Below are 19,646 nucleotides of genomic sequence, written 5' to 3' on the forward strand. Positions count from 1 at the left end.
GCGCCGCGCCGCGAAACGCATCGTGTGGCCGAGCGCGTCGGCGCTTCCTAGAGTGGGAGCATGCACGAGGAGACCCACCCGCTCGACGATCCCGCCATCGACCCGTTCGAGGTCGCTGACACCGCCGCAGCCGACATCGCCCGCCTCACCGGTGTGGAACGCCACGACATCGCCCTGACTTTGGGCAGCGGATGGGGGAAGGCCGCCGAGCTCATCGGCGAGACCACCGCGACGCTCGACGCGACGGAGGTCACCGGCTTCAGCAAGCCCGCCCTCGCGGGCCACGTCGGGTCGATCCGCAGCATCCTGACGCACGACGGCAAGCGCGTCCTCGTCATCGGTGCGCGCACCCACTACTACGAGAACCACGGCGTCCGCCGGGTCGTGCACAGCGTGCGGACCGCCGCCGCGACCGGCGCGAAGATCATGGTGCTCACCAACGGCGCCGGCGGCATCAAGGAGTCCTGGTCGCCGGGGCAGCCCGTCCTCATCAGCGATCACATCAACCTCACCGCGGACTCGCCGCTCGAAGGCGCGACCTTCATCGACCTCACCGACCTGTACTCGTCGCGCCTGCGCGACCTCGCGCGCACGATCGATCCGAGCCTCGACGAGGGCGTCTACTGCCAGTTCCGCGGGCCGCACTACGAGACCCCGGCCGAGGTCCAGATGGCCAAGGCCATCGGCGGGCACATCGTCGGCATGTCGACGGCGCTCGAGGCGATCGCCGCGCGACAGGCGGGCATGGAGATCCTCGGCTTCTCGCTGATCACGAACCTGGCCGCCGGCATCCAGTCGACCCCGCTCAGCCATCAGGAGGTCCTCGAGGCCGGCCGCGACGCCGAGCCCGTCATCTCGGACCTGCTCGCACGCGTGATCGGCGTCCTGTGAGCGAGGGCGTCCTCGAGACCGCGAGGCAGTGGCTCGCGCAGGACCCGGACGAGGCGACCCGCGCGGAGCTCGCTGATCTGCTCTCGCGCGCCGAGGCGGGCGACGCCACCGCGACCGCCGACCTGCATGACCGCTTCGACACCCGCCTGGCCTTCGGCACCGCGGGCCTTCGGGGTGCGCTCGGTGCGGGCGCGAACCGCATGAACCGCGTGCTCGTGAGCCAGGCGGCGGCCGGCTTCGCGGCCTACCTCCGCGAGCGCGCCGGCGGCGAGACGCCCTCCGTGGTCATCGGCTACGACGGACGCCGTAACTCCGACGTGTTCGCCCGGGACAGCGCCGAGATCTTCGCCGGTGCGGGGCTCCGCGCGATCCTCCTCCCCCGCCTGCTGCCGACTCCCGTCCTCGCCTTCGCGGTGCGCCACCTCGGCGTCTCGGCCGGCGTCATGGTCACGGCGTCGCACAACCCGCCGGACGACAACGGGTACAAGGTCTACCTCGGCGGCGACGACGACGGCGCCCAGATCGTCTCGCCGGCGGATGCCGAGATCGCGGCCCGCATCGACGAGGTCGCCGCGCGTGCGGACCTCGGCTCGGTGCCCCGTTCGAGCGACTACGAGATCGCCGACGAGTCGGTCATCGAGGCCTACGTCACCGCGACAGCCCTCGTGGCCCCCGGACCGGCCGGTGCATCAGGACTGAACTGGGTCTACACGGCCATGCACGGCGTCGGGCATGAGACGCTCGCTCGCGTCCTCGAGACCGCGGGCTACCCCGCACCGACGGTCGTCACGGCGCAGATCGCGCCGGACGGCCGCTTCCCGACCGTCGCGTTCCCCAATCCCGAAGAGCCCGGCGCGATGGACCTCGCGTTCGAGACCGCTCGCGAGGCGGGCGCGGAGCTCATCGTCGCGAACGATCCCGACGCCGATCGGCTCGCCGTGGCGATTCCGGATGCCGCGGCCCCCGGTGGCTGGCGCCGGTTGACCGGCAACGAGGTCGGGCTCCTGCTCGGCTGGCGCGCTGCCCGCACCGCCACGTCGGGAACCCTCGCGTGCTCGCTCGTGTCCTCGCCCGGACTGCAGACGATCGCCGAGCACTACGGCCTGGACTTCACCGCGACCCTCACCGGGTTCAAGTGGATCTCTCGCGCCCCGGGCCTCGTCTACGGCTTCGAGGAGGCGCTCGGCTACCTCGTCAACCCGGGCACGGTCCGCGACAAGGACGGCATCTCGGCGGCGGTCGCGATCCTGGGCCTCGTGGCCGAGGCGCGCGAGGAGGGCAGGACGCTCGGCGACCTGCTCGATGAGGCCGCCGCGACCTTCGGGCACTTCGCCAGCGGTCAGGTCTCGCTCCGTGTCGACGACGTCTCGGTGATCGGCCGCATCATGACGGCGCTGCGCGCGGTGCCCCCGGCATCCGTCGGTTCGGTCGCCGTCGACCGCATGGAGGACTTGCTGACGGCGCCGGAGGGCTCGCCCCGCGGCGACGTCCTGCGCCTCTGGCTCGCGGACGGATCGCGCGTCATCGTCCGGCCGAGCGGCACCGAGCCGAAGCTCAAGGCCTATCTCGACGTGCGCGGCGAATCCGCGGAAGACGCGGCGGACCGGCTCACTGCCGTCGACGGTGGCGTGCGCACCCTGCTCGACGCGGCGCAGGCATGACCACCGCACTGACCGACCCGGTCACGCTCCGTCGTGGCCGGGTCGAGCTGGTGCCGCTGGACGCGTCGCATGCGGACGCGCTGGCATCGGCCCGCGAGGCGCTCGAGTATGCCTGGTACACGTCGATCCCGGCATCCGTCCCCGACGAGATCGCACGGCGCCTCGCCGAGCGCGACGCCGGCCGGATGAATCCGTTCACGGTCGTCGTCGACGGCAGGCCGCAGGGCATGACCACGTTCTGCGACATCGACGCCGAGAACCGCCGCGTCGAGATCGGGTACACGTGGCTGGCGCGTGACGTGCAGCGCACCGAGGTGAACACGACGGCGAAGCGGCTGCTGCTAGGGCACGCGTTCGAGGCGTGCGAAGCGATAGCGGTCGAGTTCCGGACGTCGTGGCACAACCGGCAGTCCCGCGCGGCGATCGAACGGCTCGGCGCCCGGCAGGACGGCGTGCTGCGCAACCACCGGATCGGACCGGGCGGGACGATGCGCGACACCGTCGTGTTCTCGATCCTCCCCCACGAGTGGCCGGGCGTGCGGGTGGGACTCGACGCGCGCCTCGCGGACTGATCAGCCGTCGATGACGGCGACGAGCTCGTCGAGGAAGCCGGCGAAGCTCGTGCCGCGGCGGAGGATGCGCTGCACGCTCTCGCGCTCGCTGAACACCTCGACGAACTGCTCGAAGACGGTCTGGAACGCCTCGCGGTCCGACTCGGAGAACGCCACCATCGCGACGACCTGCACGCGCCCGTCGCCCCAGCGGATCGACGGGTCGGCGAGGCCGACCGCGATCGCCGTGCGCGTGGCGGTCATGCCGATCGCGTGCGGGACGGCGAGCGCATCGGTGAAGGCTGTCGAGGAGATCCGCTCCCGCTCCAGCGTGCGGTGCACGTAGTCCTCGGTGATGACGCCCTGCGCGGCCAGCAGCCCGCCGAGACCGCGGATGACGGTCTCCTCGTCGGCGTCGGCAGGCAGCCGCGACACGAACGCATCGGGCGAGAAGTAGCGCTCGAGCTCTGCGCGGAGCCCCGCGAGGCGCCGGGCACGGCGCGCGCGAGCGGCGGCCGCCTGCACGCGCTCCACGTCGGCCTCGGTGAGGAAGGGCTGGATCCGCACGAGCCGGTCGGAGGGCGTGGGGGGATCGATCGTGGTCAGCACCAGGTCGGTGTCGAGCCCTGCCCAATCCGGGTCGACGCGCGTCTCGACCGCGACGACCTCGATCTCGCGGCCGAGGGCGCGGTCGATGCTCGTGCGCAGCAGCTCGTGCATCTCGTAGTACCCGGGGCAGACGAGCGTCGCGGTCAGCAGACGCGCGGACTGGCGAGAGCGCTCAAGGCGGCCGCCGACGTGCATCGCGATGTAGGCGATCTCGTCCTCGTGGAGCGGCGCGCCGACGACGACGCGGAGCTGCTCGGCGATGAAGACGGCGACGTCGAAGATCATCGGGTAGCTCGACTTCAGCGAGCGGGTGAGGGCGTTCCGCGACCATGCCCGGTCCTGGGCGCGCTGGCGCAGGTTCTGGACGTGCAGAGACAGCCGCAGGATGAAGTCGTCGTGATCGATGTCGACGAGGAACTCGGATGCCGCACGCGCGACGACCGCGCGCACGGCGGCCTCGACATCGGCATCCAGTCGATCGCGGATGACGGCGTCGGGCTCCGCTGCCCCCGGTGCGACGACACGCGTCTGCACGAGCGCGGCCAGGTGGTCCCGGTCGCCGTCGCCGAGATGGACGCCCAAGTGCGTCACGGCAAGGCGGTCGAGCAGGTCGGCGATCCGGCTGCGGGCGGCGGAGTCGCCGACCGGTGCACCGTCGAGCCCACGGCCCCGTCCGACGCGGTCGGCGGCGATCGCGATGTGCATCATGACGTCGCCGATCCCGAACTCGTTGACGAGGTAGCCGAGCTCCCCGAGGCCCTCGACCAGCTCGGATTTGAACGCGCCCAGGGCGGAGGTCTCGGCGGTGCTCTCCCCCAGTGCACGTCGGAGCGCGCGGAGGTCGAAGGCGCCCTGCTCCATCTCATCGTGGACGAGACGGCTGAGCAGACGGCGTTGGGCCATCTCGGTGCCCGAGAGTCGTACCCGTTCCGCGGAGCGTTCCAGGGTGAGCTGCGTGCCGCTCAGCAGGGCGCGCACCCGTCCGAGGTCCGACTCGAGCGTCGCTTCGCTCACATGGAAGTGCTGCGCCGCAGCGTACACGTCGACCCCGGCGGGGGCGTCGAGCAGGTCCCGCACGAGGCGGTGCAGCCGGTCTCGCGGCGTCTCCTCGGTCGCCGTCCGCAGGGCGCCCGCGGCGCCTGCGCCGGCGCGATAGCCGGAGGCCCCGGACTCGACCGCATCCCCACCCGGCACGCGGGCGTTGAGGGCGGCGACGTAGGAACGGATGCTGCGGGGCGTGACCCCCACCACGTCGGCGAGCTCGCCGGCCGTCCGCCACGCGGCATCCCGGATCAGGAGCGCCATGACCTGGTCCTGTCTCGCCCGGCTCACCCGTCCAGTCAACCACCTGTGCGACCCGGCGGTTTCCTCCCCCGCGGAAGAACGGCTGGTTGTCGCTTCCTGGGAGTCGGATGAGAATGACAAGGAGACAAGGAGGCGGATCGATGAAGATCCTCGTCGTCTGCGGCGCCGGTGCGTCGAGCACGTTCGTCGCCCAGCGTCTGCGGCACGCCGCACAGCGCGAAGGTAGGGACCTGTTCGTCCGCGCGGGAGTGCCCGGCATGGTCGCCACGGAGGCCGACGCCGGCGACGTGGTGCTCGTGGGTCCGCACCTCGCCTCCGCCCTCTCCGACATCGAACGGGATGCCGCCACCCGACAGGCGAGCACCGTGCTGCTGCCGGAGGACGTCTTCGGCGACCGTGACGGAATCCGCACGCTCGCCCTGGTGACGGCGGCGATGGCCGCCGACCGCAGTGAAAGGACCCCGCGATGAGCGCACCGGCCAGCCGGACCGTGAGGATCGGCTCCTCCAACGGCCTGCACGCCCGACCCGCGAAGATGTTCGCGCAGGCCGCGAAGGATGCCGGCATCCCCGTCACGATCTCGAAGGGATCCGGCGGAGCGGTCAACGCTGCCAGCATCCTCAGCGTGATCTCGCTGGGTGCCGAGAACGGCGACTACGTGACGCTCACCGCAGACGGCGCGAACGCCGAAGAGGTGCTCGACGCCCTCACCGAACTTCTGACCACCGACCACGACGCCTGAGGGACACATGACTGAGCTTCGAGGAGTAGGAATCGGCCTGGGCGTGAGCCACGGCCCCATCGCGCGGATGGCGGAGCCGCTGCCCGCGCCGAAGGACGAGAAGAGCGCACGGGGCGCCGACGAGGAGACCGCGCGCGTCCGCGCCGCGATCGAGGCGGTCGCACGCGAGCTGGAGCAGCGCGGCGAGACCGCGGGCGGCGCGGCGCAGGAGGTGCTCGAGGCGCAGGCCATGATGGCCGAGGACCCGGCGCTCGAAGAAGAGGTCACGAACCGCATCGGCGCCGGCAAGACCGCCGAGTTCGCCGTCTTCGACGCCTTCGCGTCGTTCCGCGACACGCTCTCCGCGATGGGCGGCTACCTCGGCGAGCGCGCCGCCGACCTCGACGACGTCGCCCAGCGCGTCATCGCGCACCTCCGTGGCGTCGCCGCTCCCGGAGTCCCCGACCCGGGGCATCCCTTCGTCCTGGTCGCCAAGGACCTCGCTCCCGCCGACACCGCGCTCCTCGACCTCGACAAGGTCCTCGCGCTCGTGACGACCGAGGGCGGGCCGACCTCGCACACCGCGATCCTCGCCCGTGAGAAGTCCATCGTCGCCGTCGTCGGCGTCCGCGGTGCAGCCGACCTCGCCGAGGGCGAGACGGTCGTCGTCGATGCCGCAGCCGGCGTCGTCACCACCCAGCCGACCGACGACGACATCGCGCAGGCCGAGCGCCGCGAGGCCGACCGCGCCGCCGCGGCGGACGCACCCGTCACGCCGGGTGCGCTCGCGGACGGGACAGCCGTGCCGCTGCTCGCGAACCTCGGCAAACCGCAGGACGCCGCGAAGGCCGTCGAGCTCGGCGCCGAGGGCGTGGGCCTGTTCCGCACCGAGTTCCTCTTCCTGAGCTCGTCGCAGGCCCCGACCGTCGAGGAGCAGACGAAGGCGTACACCGAGCTGCTGCAGGCGTTCCCCGGCAAGAAGGTCGTCGTCCGCGCACTGGATGCCGGCGCCGACAAGCCGCTTGCCTTCCTGAACGACGCACACGAGGAGAACCCGGCCCTCGGCCTCCGCGGCCTCCGCGCCCTCCGCGCCAGCGAGGACATCCTGCGCGAGCAGCTCACTGCCCTGGCCAACGCGGATGCCGCCACCGAGGCCGACCTCTGGGTCATGGCTCCGATGGTGTCGACCGTCGAGGAGACCGAGTACTTCGTCACGCTCGCGAAGGAGTACGGCATCAAGACCGCCGGCGTCATGGTCGAGGTTCCCTCGTCGGCCCTGCTCGCCGACAAGGTCCTCGCCCACGCCGACTTCGCTTCGATCGGGACGAACGACCTGACGCAGTACACGCTGGCGGCCGATCGGCTGCTGGGTTCGGTCTCGTCGTTCCAGGACCCGTGGCATCCCGCCGTCCTGCAGCTCGTCAAGGCGACGGGCGACGGCGGACGCGTCACCGGCAAGCCGATCGGCATCTGCGGCGAAGCCGCAGCCGACCCGCTGCTCGCGGTCGTCCTCGTCGGCCTCGGCGCGACGACGCTCTCCATGGCACCGACGGCGCTCGCAGACGTGCGCGCCACCCTCTTGCACCACAGCCTCGACGACGCGAAGCGCATCGCCGAAGCAGCCCTCGCCGCATCCGATGCGGCATCCGCCCGAGCCGCGGCCCAGGAAGCCGCAGCACAGCACAAGGAGAACCAGTAACCATGACAACGACGTCCCCGGCACAGACCCGGGGAGGAGCGCGCGTCGCCGTTCAGCGATTCGGCACGTTCCTCTCGGGCATGATCATGCCGCTCATCCCCGCGCTCATCGCGTGGGGCATCTTCACCGCCTTCTTCATCGAGAAGGGGTGGACGCCGAACGCTCAGCTCGCCACCATCGTCGGCCCCTTCATCCACTACCTCCTGCCGATCCTCATCGCCTACCTCGGCGGTCACCTGGTCTACGCCGTCCGCGGAGGCGTCGTCGGCGCGATCGCGACGTTCGGTGTCATCGCCGGATCCGACTTCCTCATCGCTCAGGTGAATGCGACGCTCCCTGCCGACAACCAGCTCGGCGAAGTAAACATGTTCATCGGCGCCATGATCATGGCGCCGATCGCCGCGTGGACCATGAAGATGCTCGACCGGCTGTGGGAGGGCAAGGTTCGCGCTGGCTTCGAGATGCTCGTGAACATGTTCTCTGCCGGGATCTGGGGCTTCGTCATGGCCATCGTGGGGTTCTACCCCCTGGCGTGGCTGATCAACGGCCTCATGAACGTCCTCAGCACCGCGGTCAACTGGCTCGTCGAGACGAACCTCCTGCCGCTGACGAGCATCATCATCGAGCCGGCCAAGGTGTTCTTCCTCAACAACGCGCTCAACCACGGCGTCCTCACCCCGCTCGGTCTCGACCAGGCCGCGACGAGCGACGGCGGCGGGTCGATCCTCTTCCTCCTCGAGGCCAACCCGGGACCCGGCGTGGGACTTCTGCTCGCCTTCACCTTCTTCGGCATCGGCGCTGCTCGCGCGTCCGCGCCGGGTGCTGCGATCATCCAGTTCTTCGGCGGCATTCACGAGGTCTACTTTCCGTACGCGCTCATGAAGCCGATCCTGATCGTCGCCCTCATCGCCGGTGGTATGACGGGCGTCACGACGAACATGCTTCTCGGCGGCATGCTGCGTGCCCCGGCAGCCCCAGGCAGCATCCTCGCGGTGATGGCTCAAGTCGCAAACAACAGCTACGTCGCCGTCATCCTCTCGGTGATCCTGTCCGCCGCGGTGACGTTCATCGTCGCGTCGATCATCCTGCGGGCATCGCGCAAGCGCGACCTCGCCGCTGCCGAGCTCGGCACGGATTCCTTCTCCGCCGCGGTCTCGAAGACCGAGGCGAACAAGGGCAAGAAGTCCGACGCGCTGTCGGGTCTGCGGGGTTCGGCCACGGCTCCCGCCGCGACGACGGATGCCGCAGCCGCAGCATCCACCCCGGCCGAGACCGCCGTCACCGAGCGCGAGATCACGAACGTCGTGTTCGCGTGCGACGCCGGCATGGGATCGTCCGCGATGGGCGCGAGCGTGCTCCGCAACAAGTTCAAGAAGGCGGGCGTCGAGGGCGTCACGGTCACCAACAAGGCGATCGCGAACCTCGACCCGTCGGCCGACTTGGTCATCACGCAGCAGCAGCTGACCGACCGTGCACGCGGAGTCACCCCCGACTCGATGCACGTCTCGGTCGACAACTTCATGAACTCGCCGAAGTACGACGAGGTCGTCGAGATGGTGCGTCGCCAGCGCGGCGACGCCTGATGCACAGCGCTGCGGGGTCGGGAACAATGGTCCCGACCCCGCAGCATCCTTTTTTCCACCCCCTCAGAAGGAGAACGTCATGGCTCGCGAAGTCCTCACCCTCGGCCAGATCCGCATCCACTCCGGCTCCGTCAGCCAGGAACAGGCCATGAAGGAGGCCGCCGACATCCTCGAGGCCGCAGGCGCCGTCACCAGCGCCTACTTCGACGCGATGCAGCAGCGCGAGGTCGCCGTCTCGACCTACATGGGCAACGAGCTCGCAATCCCCCACGGGACCAACGAGACCAAGGAAGCGATCCTCGACTCGGCGCTCTCGTTCGTCCGCTACGACGGCGGTGTCGACTGGGGCGGTGAGCACGTCTCGTTCGTCGTCGGCATCGCCGGCAAGGGCGATGAGCACCTCGAGATCCTGTCGCAGATCGCGCTCCTGTTCTCCGAGGACGACGAAGTCGCGAAGCTCAAGGCCGCGCAGACACCCGAAGAGCTCTACCAGCTGCTCGCGACGGTGAACAACGCATGAAAGCCGTCCACTTCGGCGCCGGCAACATCGGGCGCGGCTTCGTCGGACTGCTCCTGCACGAGGGCGGCTACGAGCTCGTGTTCTCGGACGTCGCGCCGACCCTCGTCGAGACGATCAACGCGGCATCCGAGTACACCGTTCACGAGGTCGGACCGGGCGGCGGTGACAAGACCGTCACCGGCTTCCGGGCGATCAACAGCCAGGCCGATCCCGACGCCGTGGCCGACGAGGTCGCCTCGGCCGACGTCGTGACGACCGCCGTCGGACCCAACATCCTGCCGTTCGTCGCACCGCACATCCTCGAGGGACTCGCCCGTCGCTCCGCCGACGCGAAGCCGCTGCAGGTCATGGCGTGCGAGAACGCGATCGGCGCGACCGACACCCTCCGCGGCGAGATCGAGAAGCTCGCCGGCGATGCGTGGGGCGACCTCTCCACACGCGCCGTGTTCGCCAACACCGCCGTCGACCGCATCGTCCCCGGCCAGCCCGAGGGCGCAGGCGTCGACGTGACGGTCGAGCCGTTCTTCGAGTGGGCCATCGAGCGCGGCCCGTTCGGCGACGACCTGCCGAACATCCCCGGCGCCCACTTCGTCGACGACCTGGCCCCCTACATCGAGCGGAAGCTCTTCACGGTCAACACGGGACACGCCGCGACCGCCTACTTCGGTGCCGCCGCGGGGATCACCCGGATCTCCGACGCCCTGGCGGACCCCGGCATCCGGAGCAAGGTCGAGCAGGCCCTCGAGGAGACCTCCGCGTTCCTCGCGGCCGCGCACGGGCTCGACCCGGCCGAGCTCGCCGAGTACCGCGCGACGATTCTCGAGCGGTTCTCGAACGAGGCCCTGCCCGACACCGTGCAGCGCGTCGGCCGTCAGCCGCTGCGCAAGCTGTCGCGCCACGAGCGCTTCGTCGGACCCGCCTCCGCCGCTGCCGAGCGTGGTCTCGGCGTCGACGGGCTCATCGCCGCGATCTCCGCCGCGCTTCGGTTCGAGGACGCTGCAGACCCGCAGGCCGTCGAGTTGCAGGAGCGCATCAGGACGGAGGATGCCGCAGCCTTCACGGCATCCGTCACCGGTCTCGAGCCCGCCCACCCCCTGTTCGCACGCGTGCAGGAGCAGGTCGCCCAGCGGCAGACCGACCTCGGCGTCTACAGCGCGTGAGCGCGTCGAAGCGGCCCCGCTCCCGGGCACGGCGCATCGTCTCGATCGTGCTGCTGTCCGTGGCGGGGCTGCTCGTCGCCGGGATTGTCGGCATCGTGATCTGGAGCCAGGTCGGCGTCATGGGCGCTGAGGCCGGCCCACTCGCCTCGGTGCGCGAGGACGACCGGGTCGCCGTGTCCGACACCGGTGGCAACGTGGTGATGTCGCCGGCCTCCGGGGAGAGCACCGTCGGGCTCGTCTTCATCCCCGGCGCGAAGGTCGACGTCGAGGCGTACGAGGCGAAGCTCTCGGGGCTCGTCGCCGAGGACGGGATGACAGTCGTCATCACCCGCCCGTGGCTGAACCTCGCCTTCTTCGACCCCCGTCCGTTGTCGACGTTCACCGATGTCGCACCCGACGTCGACACCTGGCTCGTCGGCGGGCACTCCCTCGGCGGTGTGCGCGCGTGCCAGCTCGCGCCGGACGCGGACGGCCTGGTGCTGTTCGCCTCGTACTGCGCGAACGACCTCGCCGACTCCGGGCTGCCGGTGCTGAGCATCTCGGGTTCGGAAGACGGGCTGTCGACGCCCGAGAAGATCCTGGACTCCCGCGGAATGCTGCCCGCCGACGCCGAGTTCGTCGAGATCCCCGGCGCCTCGCACGCCTCCTTCGGCGACTACGGCCCCCAGGCCGGTGACGGCACCCCCACGATCGATGACACCGACATGACGGCCGAGATCACGGCATCCGTCGCGGACCTCCTCTCCCGCCTCTGACCTGCGCTACGAGGTCCCACTTCGGCCGGGTATCCGCCCTGGTTTCCCGGCCGGATGGGGACCTCGTGCGTCACGGCGCCCACCCCGCCCGCTCGAGCGCGCTCGCGACCATGCGCACCGCGGCCCGCCCGTCTCCCTGCAGATGGTGCCGGAGGATGCGGACGAGTACCCACCCCTGCTCGCGGATGTCGTTCCACCTGTCCGCATCGCGCTCGAACTGCGCACGGTCCTCCGCATGCTGGCGCCCGTCGTACTCCACTGCGACCCGCCATGGTGCGTAGGCGAGGTCGAGGCGGGCGACGAACCGCCCGTCCGGCGCGGTGATCACGGGGTTGAGGAGCGGCTCCGGCATCCCTGCGGCACACAGGACGAGCCTCAGCCGGGTCTCGGTCGGCGACTCGGCTCCGACACGGACGTCAGCCAGCGCCGACTCGAGCGCTGCCTGTCCGCGGCCTGATCCCGTGACCACCTCGCGTGTCAGATCGTCGAGGGTGAGCAACCCCCGTCGTCCGACGAGGAAGTCCCCGGCGACGACGAGCTCGGTATGACCCCACCACGATGCGACATGACGCCACGCCTTCACCGGATGCTCGACGCGCAGCCCGCCGACGACGCGGATGTCGGGTGCGCGCTGACCGAGGCGATGACCGACGACGCCCGCGACGCGCGGCTCGCGATCAGGCCGATGCGCCGCGACGTGGAGCAGATGCGAGCGGCGATCGGACGGCATGGGGACTCCGTAGAGGGCAAGGGCCGTGCTGTGGCTGAAGAATTGCCCTGGCCGCATGCGCTGCGCGAAGTGCGTCGCCCGCGCCGACAGCGAGTCGACGTCTCCCCCGGCCGGGACACGGACGCCGGGAAACGGGATGGCGAGGTCATCCGCATCGAGCCGGCCGGCGGAGACGCCCGCCGCGCGCGCATCCCGGACCGCGAACGCGCGGTCCTGCAGGTGTTCGGGGAGAGGTCGCGGTCGTCGCATCCGGGAAGCGTGACCGACGGCATCCGCTCGCAATCACGCCTGCCCGCCCCTCGGGGACGGCGCTCGCGGCGGCGGCCCTGGGGAGGAAGACCGAAGTCCCGATCGGGCCGGGTATGAGCGCGCCATACCCGGCCCGATCGGGACCTCGACAAGTCGTCAGGCCGAGAAGCCCTCACCGATGAGCTCGATGAGCTCCTCGCGCTCCTCGATCGTGAGGAAGGCGGCCGCGGCAGCGTTCAGCTGGAACGCCTCGAGGTCGTCGAGCGTGTACTCGAACGCGTCCGCGAGGAGCTTCAGCTCACGCGTGAGCGACGTGCGGCTCATGGTGCGGTTGTCGACGTTCACGGTGACGGCGAAGCCGAGCTGGTACAGCAGGTCGAAGGGGTGGTCCTCGAGCTGCGTGCCCCACGCCGCGATCGCACCGGTCTGAAGGTTCGACGACGGCGAGAGCTCCAGGGGGATCTCGCGGTCCCGCACCCAGCGGGCCAGGTCGCCGAAGCGCACCTGCACCTCCTCGCCCTTCTGCTCGACGACGTCGAGGTCCTCGGCGATGCGCACACCGTGTCCGAGGCGCAGCGCGCGCCCGTCGACCAGCGCGGAGCGGATCGAGTCGAGACCGGCGGCCTCTCCGGCGTGCACCGTGGCGGGGAAGAAGGCGGAGGCGAGGTAGTCGAACGCCGGACGCAGGTTCGACGGCGGGAAGCCAGCCTCGGGACCGGCGATGTCGAACCCGACGGCGCCCCGTCCGCGGTGACGGACGGCGAGCTCGGCGATCTCGAGCGACCGGTCGGTGTGACGCATCGCGCTGATGAGCTGGCCGACGCGGATGTCGCGGCCCGATCCCTCGACCGAGTCCTCACCCTCCTCGATGCCCTCCTGCACGGCCTCTACGACCTCGTCGAGGCTGAGGCCGCCGCCCAGGTGCTGCTCCGGAGCCCAGCGCACCTCGCCGTAGATGACGCCGTCGGCCGCGAGGTCCTCGACGAACTCCTTCGCGACGCGGCGCAGTCCGTCGCGGGTCTGCATGACCGCGATGGTCAGGTCGAACGTCTTCAGGTACTCGACGAGCGAGCCCGAATCCGACTGGTCCTCGAACCAGTCGGCGAGGTCGTCGGCCGCGGTCTCGGGGACCTCGACACCCGCCTCATCGGCGAGCTCGATGATCGTCTGCGGGCGCAGGGCGCCGTCGAGGTGGTCGTGCAGCGACACCTTGGGGAGAGAGCGGATCGAGACGCCCTCGAGGTTCGCGTCACCGTGCTGATCGATGGCCATTGTGCAGTCCTGTCGTGAGGGTTTCAGGCGGTGATGCGCTCGAGGACGAGCGGGGTGGATGCCGGGGCTTCCGCACCGATCTCCCAGGCACCCTCGAGCGCCTCGGCGGCGCGCCCGAAGCGCTTGTCATCGTCGGCGAGCAGGGTGAACAGCGGCTGTCCGGCGGTGACCGTGTCGCCCGGCTTCACGTGCAGGTCGATGCCGGCGGCGTGGATGACGGGGTCCTGCGCGCGGGCGCGTCCGGCGCCGAGGCGCCAGGCCGCGATCCCGAACGGGAGGGCTTCGAGCCGCGTGACGACGCCGGACTCCGTCGCGGTGACGGTGTGGGTCTCGCGGGGCGCCGGCATCGCGGCATCCGGGTCGCCGTCCTGAGCGCGGATCATCCGGCGCCACGAGTCCATGGCGCGGCCGTCCTTCAGGGCGGCCTCCACGTCGGCGTCGGGCTGGCCGGCGAGAGCGAGCATCTCGCGCGCGAGGGCGACGGTGAGCTCGACGACGTCGGCGGGGCCGCCGCCGGCGAGCACCTCGACGGACTCGCGAACCTCGTTGGCGTTGCCGATGGCGAGACCGAGGGGCGTGTTCATGTCGGTCAGCAGCGCCGTGGTCGCGACGCCCGAGTCCGTGCCGAGGGCGACCATCGTGCGGGCGAGTTCGCGGGCCTTGTCGACGTCCTGCATGAAGGCGCCGGAGCCGAACTTCACGTCGAGGACGAGCGAGTCGGTTCCCTCGGCGATCTTCTTCGACATGATGCTCGACGCGATGAGCGGGATCGCCTCGACCGTGCCCGTGACGTCGCGGAGGGCGTAGAGCCGCTTGTCGGCCGGGGCGAGGCCCGACCCCGCAGCGCAGATGACGGCGCCGACGTCGCGCATCTGCGCCACCATCTCGTCGTTGCTGAGGGCTGCGCGCCACCCGGGGATGGCCTCGAGCTTGTCGAGCGTGCCACCGGTGTGGCCCAGGCCGCGGCCCGAGAGCTGCGGCACGGCGACACCGAACGCGGCGACGAGTGGCGCGAGCGGCAGCGTGATCTTGTCGCCCACGCCGCCGGTGGAGTGCTTGTCGACGGTCGGCTTGCCGAGACCGGCGAAGCTCATCCGCTCCCCCGACGCGATCATCGCGTCGGTCATGACGCGGATCTCGTCGCGGCTCATGCCGTTCAGGAGCACGGCCATCGCGAACGCGGCCATCTGCGAGTCGGCGACGTACTCCCGCGTGTAGGCGTCGATCATCCAGCGGAGCGCGTCCTCGGGGACGGCTCCCCCGTCGCGCTTGGTGCGGATGACGTCGACGGCGTCGAACGCCTCGACCGCGCTCATCGGGCGGCCTCCAGGTCGCGGGGACCGAAGGCATCCGGGAGGACCTCGTCGATCGTGCGGATGCCCGAGACGGTCTCGAGCAGCATCCCGGGGATCGCGAACTCGTTGAGCAGCTGCCGGCAGCGTCCGCACGGCATGATCGTCTCGCCGTCGTTGTTGACGCAGACGAAGGCGACGAGCTCCCCGCCGCCGGTCATGTGGAGATTCCCGACCAGCCCGCACTCGGCGCACAGGCCGACGCCATAGGACGCGTTCTCGACATTGCAGCCGGTCACGATCCGCCCGTCGCTCACGAGCGCAGCGGCGCCCACTCGGTAACGGGAGTACGGCGCGTACGCGTTCTCCATGGCCTCGACGGCTGCCGAACGCAGCTCGTCCCAATCGATGTCGGTCACGACTTCTTCCTCTGTAGATGAGCGGATGCCGCGGGTCGCGGCATCCCGTGTCAGCCCTTGATGTAGGGCTTGCCCGCTGCCGCGGGCCCGCGGATCTGGCCGGCGAAACCTGCGACCGCGAGAATCGTCACGACGTACGGCAGCATGAGCATGAATTCGCTGGGGATGGGGGTGTCCAGCACGGTGAGCTGGTTCTGCAGGTTCGTCGCGAAGCCGAACAGGAGCGCCGCGAGTGTCGCGCGGATCGGGTCCCAGCGTCCGAAGATGACGGCCGCGAGAGCGATGAAGCCGAGTCCTGCGGTCATCTCCTTGCCGAACTGCGGCACCGACACGAGCGTGAAGTACGCGCCGCCGATGCCGGCGATCGCACCGGCGAGCGAGACGTTCCAGAACCGCGTCATGTTGACCTTGATGCCCACGGTGTCGGCGGCCTGCGGGTGCTCGCCGACGGCCCTGAGGCGCAGGCCCCAGCGCGTGCGGTACAGACCCCACGAGACGACGGCGACGGTGATGTACATGAGGTACACGATGAAGGTCTGGTTGAACAGGACCGGACCGATGATCGGGATCTCGCTCAGCAGCGGGATCTCGATGCGACCGAAGCGCTCGGGCTGGTTGAGCGTGTCCTCGTTCGGGACGAGCAGCGCCCCGTACAGGAAGCCGGTCAGGCCCGTGACCAGGACGTTGAGGACGACACCGACGATCACCTGGTCGACGAGGTACTTGATGGCGAACGCCGCCAGGACGAACGAGACGAGGACGCCACCGATCATCGCGCCGAACAGGCCGACGAAGGGGTTCCCGGTGATGCTCGACAGGAGGGCCGCCGAGAACGCGCCGAGGAGCAGCTGCCCCTCGATGGCGACGTTGACGACACCGACGCGTTCACCGATGACACCGCCCAACGCGCCGAACACGAGCGGGACCGACAGCGAGACGGCACCGAACAGCAGGCTCGTGACGGGGAAGATCCCCCCGGCGGCCGCCCACACGATGAATGCCACGACAGCGATCACGGCGAAGGCCGTGGTAAGCCAGAGGGGCGTCCGGCGGTAGTTCCAGGCGTTCCACCCGGCGAGGGCGGCGAGCGCCACCAGGATGACGACCATCACCCAGCTCGTCGCGCCCGTGGGAACAGCGAGGTCGGGGACCGCGATGGAGGACGTCGCGTCGCCGAGTCGGAACGTCGTGGTGACGCCGCGCGGCACCAGCAGGAACAGCAGTGCCATGAGGACGACGACGACGCCGAACACGAGGGGCACCTTGATGTGCCGTTCTTTGACGACGTCCAGCTGGATCGTGCCGTCGGATTCGAGTGCGGGAGCAGGAGCGCTCATGCCGACACCGCCTTCTTCGCGGCCTTGGCTCGCGCCTTGTCCGCCTTCTCGATCTCGGTCTTGGGCAGGAAGAACACGGCGCGCAGCAGCGGCGGAGCCGCGATGAAAAGGACGACGAGCGACTGGACGACGAGCACGATGTCGACCGGGATGCCCTGCGCCTGCATCGAGAACGACCCCGCCTTGAGGGCGCCGAACAGGATGCCGGCGGCGAAGGTCCCCCACGCGCGGCTGCGCCCGAGGAGTGCGACGGTGATCGCATCGAAGCCGATACCGGCGTCGATGGTCGCGGCGAAGCCGGTCGTCACGTTGCCCTGGATCTGGTTCATCGCCGCGAGGCCTGCGAGGCCGCCGGCGAAGACCATGGCGTAGACGTAGATGCGCTCGACGTTGATGCCACCCGCGCGTGCGGCGTGAGGGTTCTCACCCACGGCGCGCATGCGCAGGCCCAGGCTGGAGCGCTCGATGAGCCACCAGACGAACAGGGTCGCGATGACGACGATGACGAAACCCCAGTCCAGCTGCGGGAACATCGGGCCGAGGAGGTCCGGGAACTGCGCGCTCGCGGGAGTCGGCTGCGACTGCGGCTGGTTGGTCCCCTCCGCCTGCAGGAGGCCCGGGGTGCGCAGCATCCACAGCAGCAGGTAGTAGGCGACGTAGTTGAGCATGATCGTGAGGATCACCTCGTGCGCGCCGGTGCGTGCTTTCAGCAGGCCGACGAGCCCGCCCCAGATCGCTCCGCCGAGGATGCCGGCGAGCAACGTGATCGGCAGGTGGACCAGCAGGGGCAGATCCAGGTTGAAGGCGAAGAAACCGGCGAAGAGCGCACCGACGAGCATCTGGCCGCGTGCACCGATGTTGAACAGGCCCACGCGGAACGCGAGCGCGACGCCGAGGCCCGCGGCAATCAGGGGGGCTGCGAATCCGAGCGAGTTCGTCAACGGCCGGATCTGCGCGGCGAAGTCGGTGACGCGCGGGTTGAAGACGGCGCCGCGGAACAAGGCTTCGTAGCCGTTGTAGATGGCGTTCCATGCGGCGACGATGGTGTCGGTGGGGCGCGCGAAGAAGTATCCGCTGGCCTCCTCGACGTCCTCGTTCGTCACGGCGATGAGGATGCCGCCGACGATCAGCGCCAGGACGACGGCGAGGATCGTGGTCACCGCGCTGCCGCGCATGAGCTCGCGGAAGAAGACGTCCGTCCGGGACGTCTCCTTCGGCTCCTTCTCCCCCGTCATCGGACCGCTGGCCGTCGGCAACTGGGTGGCGGGGTGCGCCGCGTCGGCGGCGCCGGGCGTGGTGCCGCTCATGCAGCCACCTCCGGGTCGGTTGCGCCGGCCATCATCAGGCCGAGGGTGTCGCGGGGTGTGTCCCCGGGAACGATGCCGACGACGCGGCCTCGGTACATGACCGCGATGCGGTCGGCGAGGGCGGTGACCTCGTCGAGTTCGGTCGAGACGACGATGACGGGGATGCCGGCATCCCGGGTCTCGACGATGCGCTTGTGGATGAATTCGATGGAACCGACGTCGACGCCGCGCGTGGGCTGCGCGGCGACGAACAGCTTGAGGTCGCGGCTCATCTCGCGAGCGATGACGACCTTTTGCTGGTTGCCGCCCGAGAGGGTGCCTGCGGGGGTCTCCGGTCCGCGCGTACGGATGTCGTACTCCTCGATGCGGGCGCGGGCGAACGCGTCGAGCTCAGCGCGACGGATGGTACCTCCGCGCGAGAACGCCGGGTCGGTCGACCGGTCGAGGATCAGGTTCTCGGCGACGGAGAAGCCGCCGACCAGGCCGTCCTCCTTGCGGTCTTCGGGAACGAAACCGACCCCGGCATCGAGGATGCTGCGGACGCTCTTGCCCACCAGTTCGGTGCCGTCGAGGCGGATCGAGCCCTCGGTGCGTGCTGCGAGGCCGACGATCGCCTCGACCAGTTCGGTCTGACCGTTGCCCTGCACGCCGGCGACGGCCAGGATCTCTCCCGGGCGGACGTCGAACGAGACGTCGTCGACGACGATGCTGCCTCCGGGAGCGAGGACGCGGAGGTCGCGCACCTCGAGGCCGCCCTCGCGGACGCTCGCAGGCTCCTTCTGCACGGTGAGCTCGACCGCGCGACCGACCATCAGAGAGGCCAGCTCGGCGTTCGTCGCCGTGGGCGACGCCGTGCCGACGATCTTGCCGAGGCGAACGACCGTGATGCGGTCCGCGACCTCGCGGACTTCGCGGAGCTTGTGGGTGATGAAGACGATGGAGGTGCCTTCGTCGCGCAGCTGGCGCATGATGCCCATGAGCTCATCGGTCTCCTGCGGCGTGAGGACGGCGGTCGGCTCGTCGAAGACGAGGACCTTCGCATCGCGCGAGAGCGCCTTGATGATCTCGACCCGCTGCTGGACACCGACGGGGAGGTCGCCGACGAGGGCGTCGGGGTCGATCTGGAAACCGAAGCGGTCCGCGACGGCGCGGACGTGGTCGCGGGCCTGGGCCAGGTCGAGCCGTCCGAGACCCTTCGTCTTCTCGTGTCCGAGCATGACGTTCTCGGCGACGGTGAAGACGGGGATGAGCATGAAGTGCTGATGCACCATGCCGATCCCGGCGGCCATCGCATCGCCGGGGCCCCGGAAGTTCTGGACGACGTCGTCCAGGAGGATCTGGCCTTCATCTGCACGGTAGAGGCCGTACAGGACGTTCATGAGTGTGGATTTGCCGGCGCCGTTCTCACCGAGGAGAGCGTGGATCTCCCCCGGCTCGACCACGAGGTCGATGTGATCGTTGGCGACGAGGCTGCCGAATCTCTTGGTGATTCCGCGGAGCTCGAGCTTCATACGAGAACCCTATCCGGCGGGTGTCAGGAAGCACCCGCCAACGAATGTGGAGTGAACGGCACTCGGGGCGGGCA

At 70.1% G+C, this 19,646-nt stretch carries 18 protein-coding genes; 10 read left to right on the forward strand and 8 right to left on the reverse strand.

Annotated elements, in window-relative coordinates; genetic code table 11:
- The first annotated feature begins 60 nt into the window (after positions 1 to 60).
- From QE428_RS01565 to QE428_RS01575, 3 genes are read left to right on the forward strand one after another with little or no spacing between them, the layout of a single operon-like run.
- Complete coding sequence (locus QE428_RS01565) at positions 61 to 891, forward strand: purine-nucleoside phosphorylase (RefSeq protein WP_091355999.1); 831 nt, start codon at positions 61 to 63, stop codon at positions 889 to 891.
- Positions 888 to 2,552, forward strand: a complete 1,665-nt coding sequence (locus QE428_RS01570; protein WP_307462406.1) for a phospho-sugar mutase — start codon at positions 888 to 890, stop codon at positions 2,550 to 2,552. The genes QE428_RS01565 and QE428_RS01570 overlap by 4 nt, the downstream gene beginning before the upstream one ends.
- On the forward strand, positions 2,549 to 3,124 hold the full coding sequence (locus QE428_RS01575) for a GNAT family N-acetyltransferase (RefSeq protein WP_307462409.1): 576 nt from the start codon (positions 2,549 to 2,551) through the stop codon (positions 3,122 to 3,124). Before QE428_RS01570 ends, QE428_RS01575 begins: the two co-directional genes overlap by 4 nt.
- On the opposite strand, the gene QE428_RS01580 is transcribed toward QE428_RS01575, so the two are convergent.
- Positions 3,125 to 5,017, reverse strand: a complete 1,893-nt coding sequence (locus QE428_RS01580) for a transcription antiterminator (RefSeq protein ID WP_307470591.1) — start codon at positions 5,015 to 5,017, stop codon at positions 3,125 to 3,127.
- A gap of 140 nt (positions 5,018 to 5,157) precedes the next feature.
- Between QE428_RS01580 and QE428_RS01585 the strand changes: the two genes are divergently transcribed.
- From QE428_RS01585 to QE428_RS01615, 7 genes are all read left to right on the forward strand, one after another.
- On the forward strand, positions 5,158 to 5,487 hold the full coding sequence (locus QE428_RS01585) for a PTS sugar transporter subunit IIB (protein WP_307462410.1): 330 nt from the start codon (positions 5,158 to 5,160) through the stop codon (positions 5,485 to 5,487).
- On the forward strand, positions 5,484 to 5,759 hold the full coding sequence (locus tag QE428_RS01590) for an HPr family phosphocarrier protein (RefSeq protein ID WP_091356012.1): 276 nt from the start codon (positions 5,484 to 5,486) through the stop codon (positions 5,757 to 5,759). Before QE428_RS01585 ends, QE428_RS01590 begins: the two co-directional genes overlap by 4 nt.
- A 7-nt stretch (positions 5,760 to 5,766) precedes the next feature.
- Positions 5,767 to 7,437, forward strand: a complete 1,671-nt coding sequence (gene ptsP, locus QE428_RS01595; protein ID WP_307462413.1) for a phosphoenolpyruvate--protein phosphotransferase — start codon at positions 5,767 to 5,769, stop codon at positions 7,435 to 7,437.
- Positions 7,438 to 7,439: 2 nt separating this feature from the next.
- Complete coding sequence (locus QE428_RS01600) at positions 7,440 to 9,020, forward strand: PTS mannitol transporter subunit IICB (RefSeq protein ID WP_307462415.1); 1,581 nt, start codon at positions 7,440 to 7,442, stop codon at positions 9,018 to 9,020.
- A gap of 79 nt (positions 9,021 to 9,099) precedes the next feature.
- Positions 9,100 to 9,540: a PTS sugar transporter subunit IIA gene (locus tag QE428_RS01605; RefSeq protein WP_091356022.1), complete on the forward strand. Its 441-nt coding sequence runs from the start codon at positions 9,100 to 9,102 to the stop codon at positions 9,538 to 9,540.
- Positions 9,537 to 10,700 carry a mannitol-1-phosphate 5-dehydrogenase gene (locus QE428_RS01610; RefSeq protein WP_307462418.1) on the forward strand — a complete coding sequence of 388 codons (1,164 nt, stop codon included), beginning with the start codon at positions 9,537 to 9,539 and terminating at the stop codon, positions 10,698 to 10,700. Before QE428_RS01605 ends, QE428_RS01610 begins: the two co-directional genes overlap by 4 nt.
- Complete coding sequence (locus QE428_RS01615; protein WP_307462420.1) at positions 10,697 to 11,455, forward strand: alpha/beta hydrolase; 759 nt, start codon at positions 10,697 to 10,699, stop codon at positions 11,453 to 11,455. Before QE428_RS01610 ends, QE428_RS01615 begins: the two co-directional genes overlap by 4 nt.
- Positions 11,456 to 11,525: 70 nt before the next feature.
- Here the strand turns inward: QE428_RS01615 and QE428_RS01620 are convergent, their stop codons facing one another.
- The 7 genes from QE428_RS01620 to QE428_RS01650 all read right to left on the reverse strand — a co-directional run bounded on the left by QE428_RS01620 (position 11,526) and on the right by QE428_RS01650 (position 19,572).
- Positions 11,526 to 12,434 (reverse strand): hypothetical protein, encoded by a 909-nt coding sequence (locus QE428_RS01620; protein WP_307462423.1) that lies wholly within the window; start codon positions 12,432 to 12,434, stop codon positions 11,526 to 11,528.
- Between the two features lie 156 nt (positions 12,435 to 12,590).
- A complete protein-coding gene (locus QE428_RS01625) occupies positions 12,591 to 13,706 on the reverse strand; it encodes an adenosine deaminase (RefSeq protein WP_091356035.1) in 1,116 nt (371 codons plus the stop codon).
- Positions 13,707 to 13,729: 23 nt separating this feature from the next.
- Positions 13,730 to 15,022 carry a thymidine phosphorylase gene (locus QE428_RS01630; protein WP_133400244.1) on the reverse strand — a complete coding sequence of 431 codons (1,293 nt, stop codon included), beginning with the start codon at positions 15,020 to 15,022 and terminating at the stop codon, positions 13,730 to 13,732.
- Positions 15,019 to 15,444: a cytidine deaminase gene (locus tag QE428_RS01635; RefSeq protein ID WP_307470594.1), complete on the reverse strand. Its 426-nt coding sequence runs from the start codon at positions 15,442 to 15,444 to the stop codon at positions 15,019 to 15,021. The genes QE428_RS01630 and QE428_RS01635 overlap by 4 nt, the downstream gene beginning before the upstream one ends.
- A 23-nt stretch (positions 15,445 to 15,467) precedes the next feature.
- Positions 15,468 to 16,754 carry an ABC transporter permease gene (locus QE428_RS01640; protein WP_091356042.1) on the reverse strand — a complete coding sequence of 429 codons (1,287 nt, stop codon included), beginning with the start codon at positions 16,752 to 16,754 and terminating at the stop codon, positions 15,468 to 15,470.
- Complete coding sequence (locus QE428_RS01645; RefSeq protein WP_307462427.1) at positions 16,751 to 18,061, reverse strand: ABC transporter permease; 1,311 nt, start codon at positions 18,059 to 18,061, stop codon at positions 16,751 to 16,753. The genes QE428_RS01640 and QE428_RS01645 overlap by 4 nt, the downstream gene beginning before the upstream one ends.
- On the reverse strand, positions 18,058 to 19,572 hold the full coding sequence (locus QE428_RS01650) for an ABC transporter ATP-binding protein (RefSeq protein ID WP_307462430.1): 1,515 nt from the start codon (positions 19,570 to 19,572) through the stop codon (positions 18,058 to 18,060). The genes QE428_RS01645 and QE428_RS01650 overlap by 4 nt, the downstream gene beginning before the upstream one ends.
- Positions 19,573 to 19,646: the final 74 nt, after the last annotated feature.

The sequence above is a fragment of the Microbacterium sp. SORGH_AS_0505 genome (genome assembly GCF_030818715.1).
In the GTDB taxonomy this organism is placed as follows: domain Bacteria; phylum Actinomycetota; class Actinomycetes; order Actinomycetales; family Microbacteriaceae; genus Microbacterium.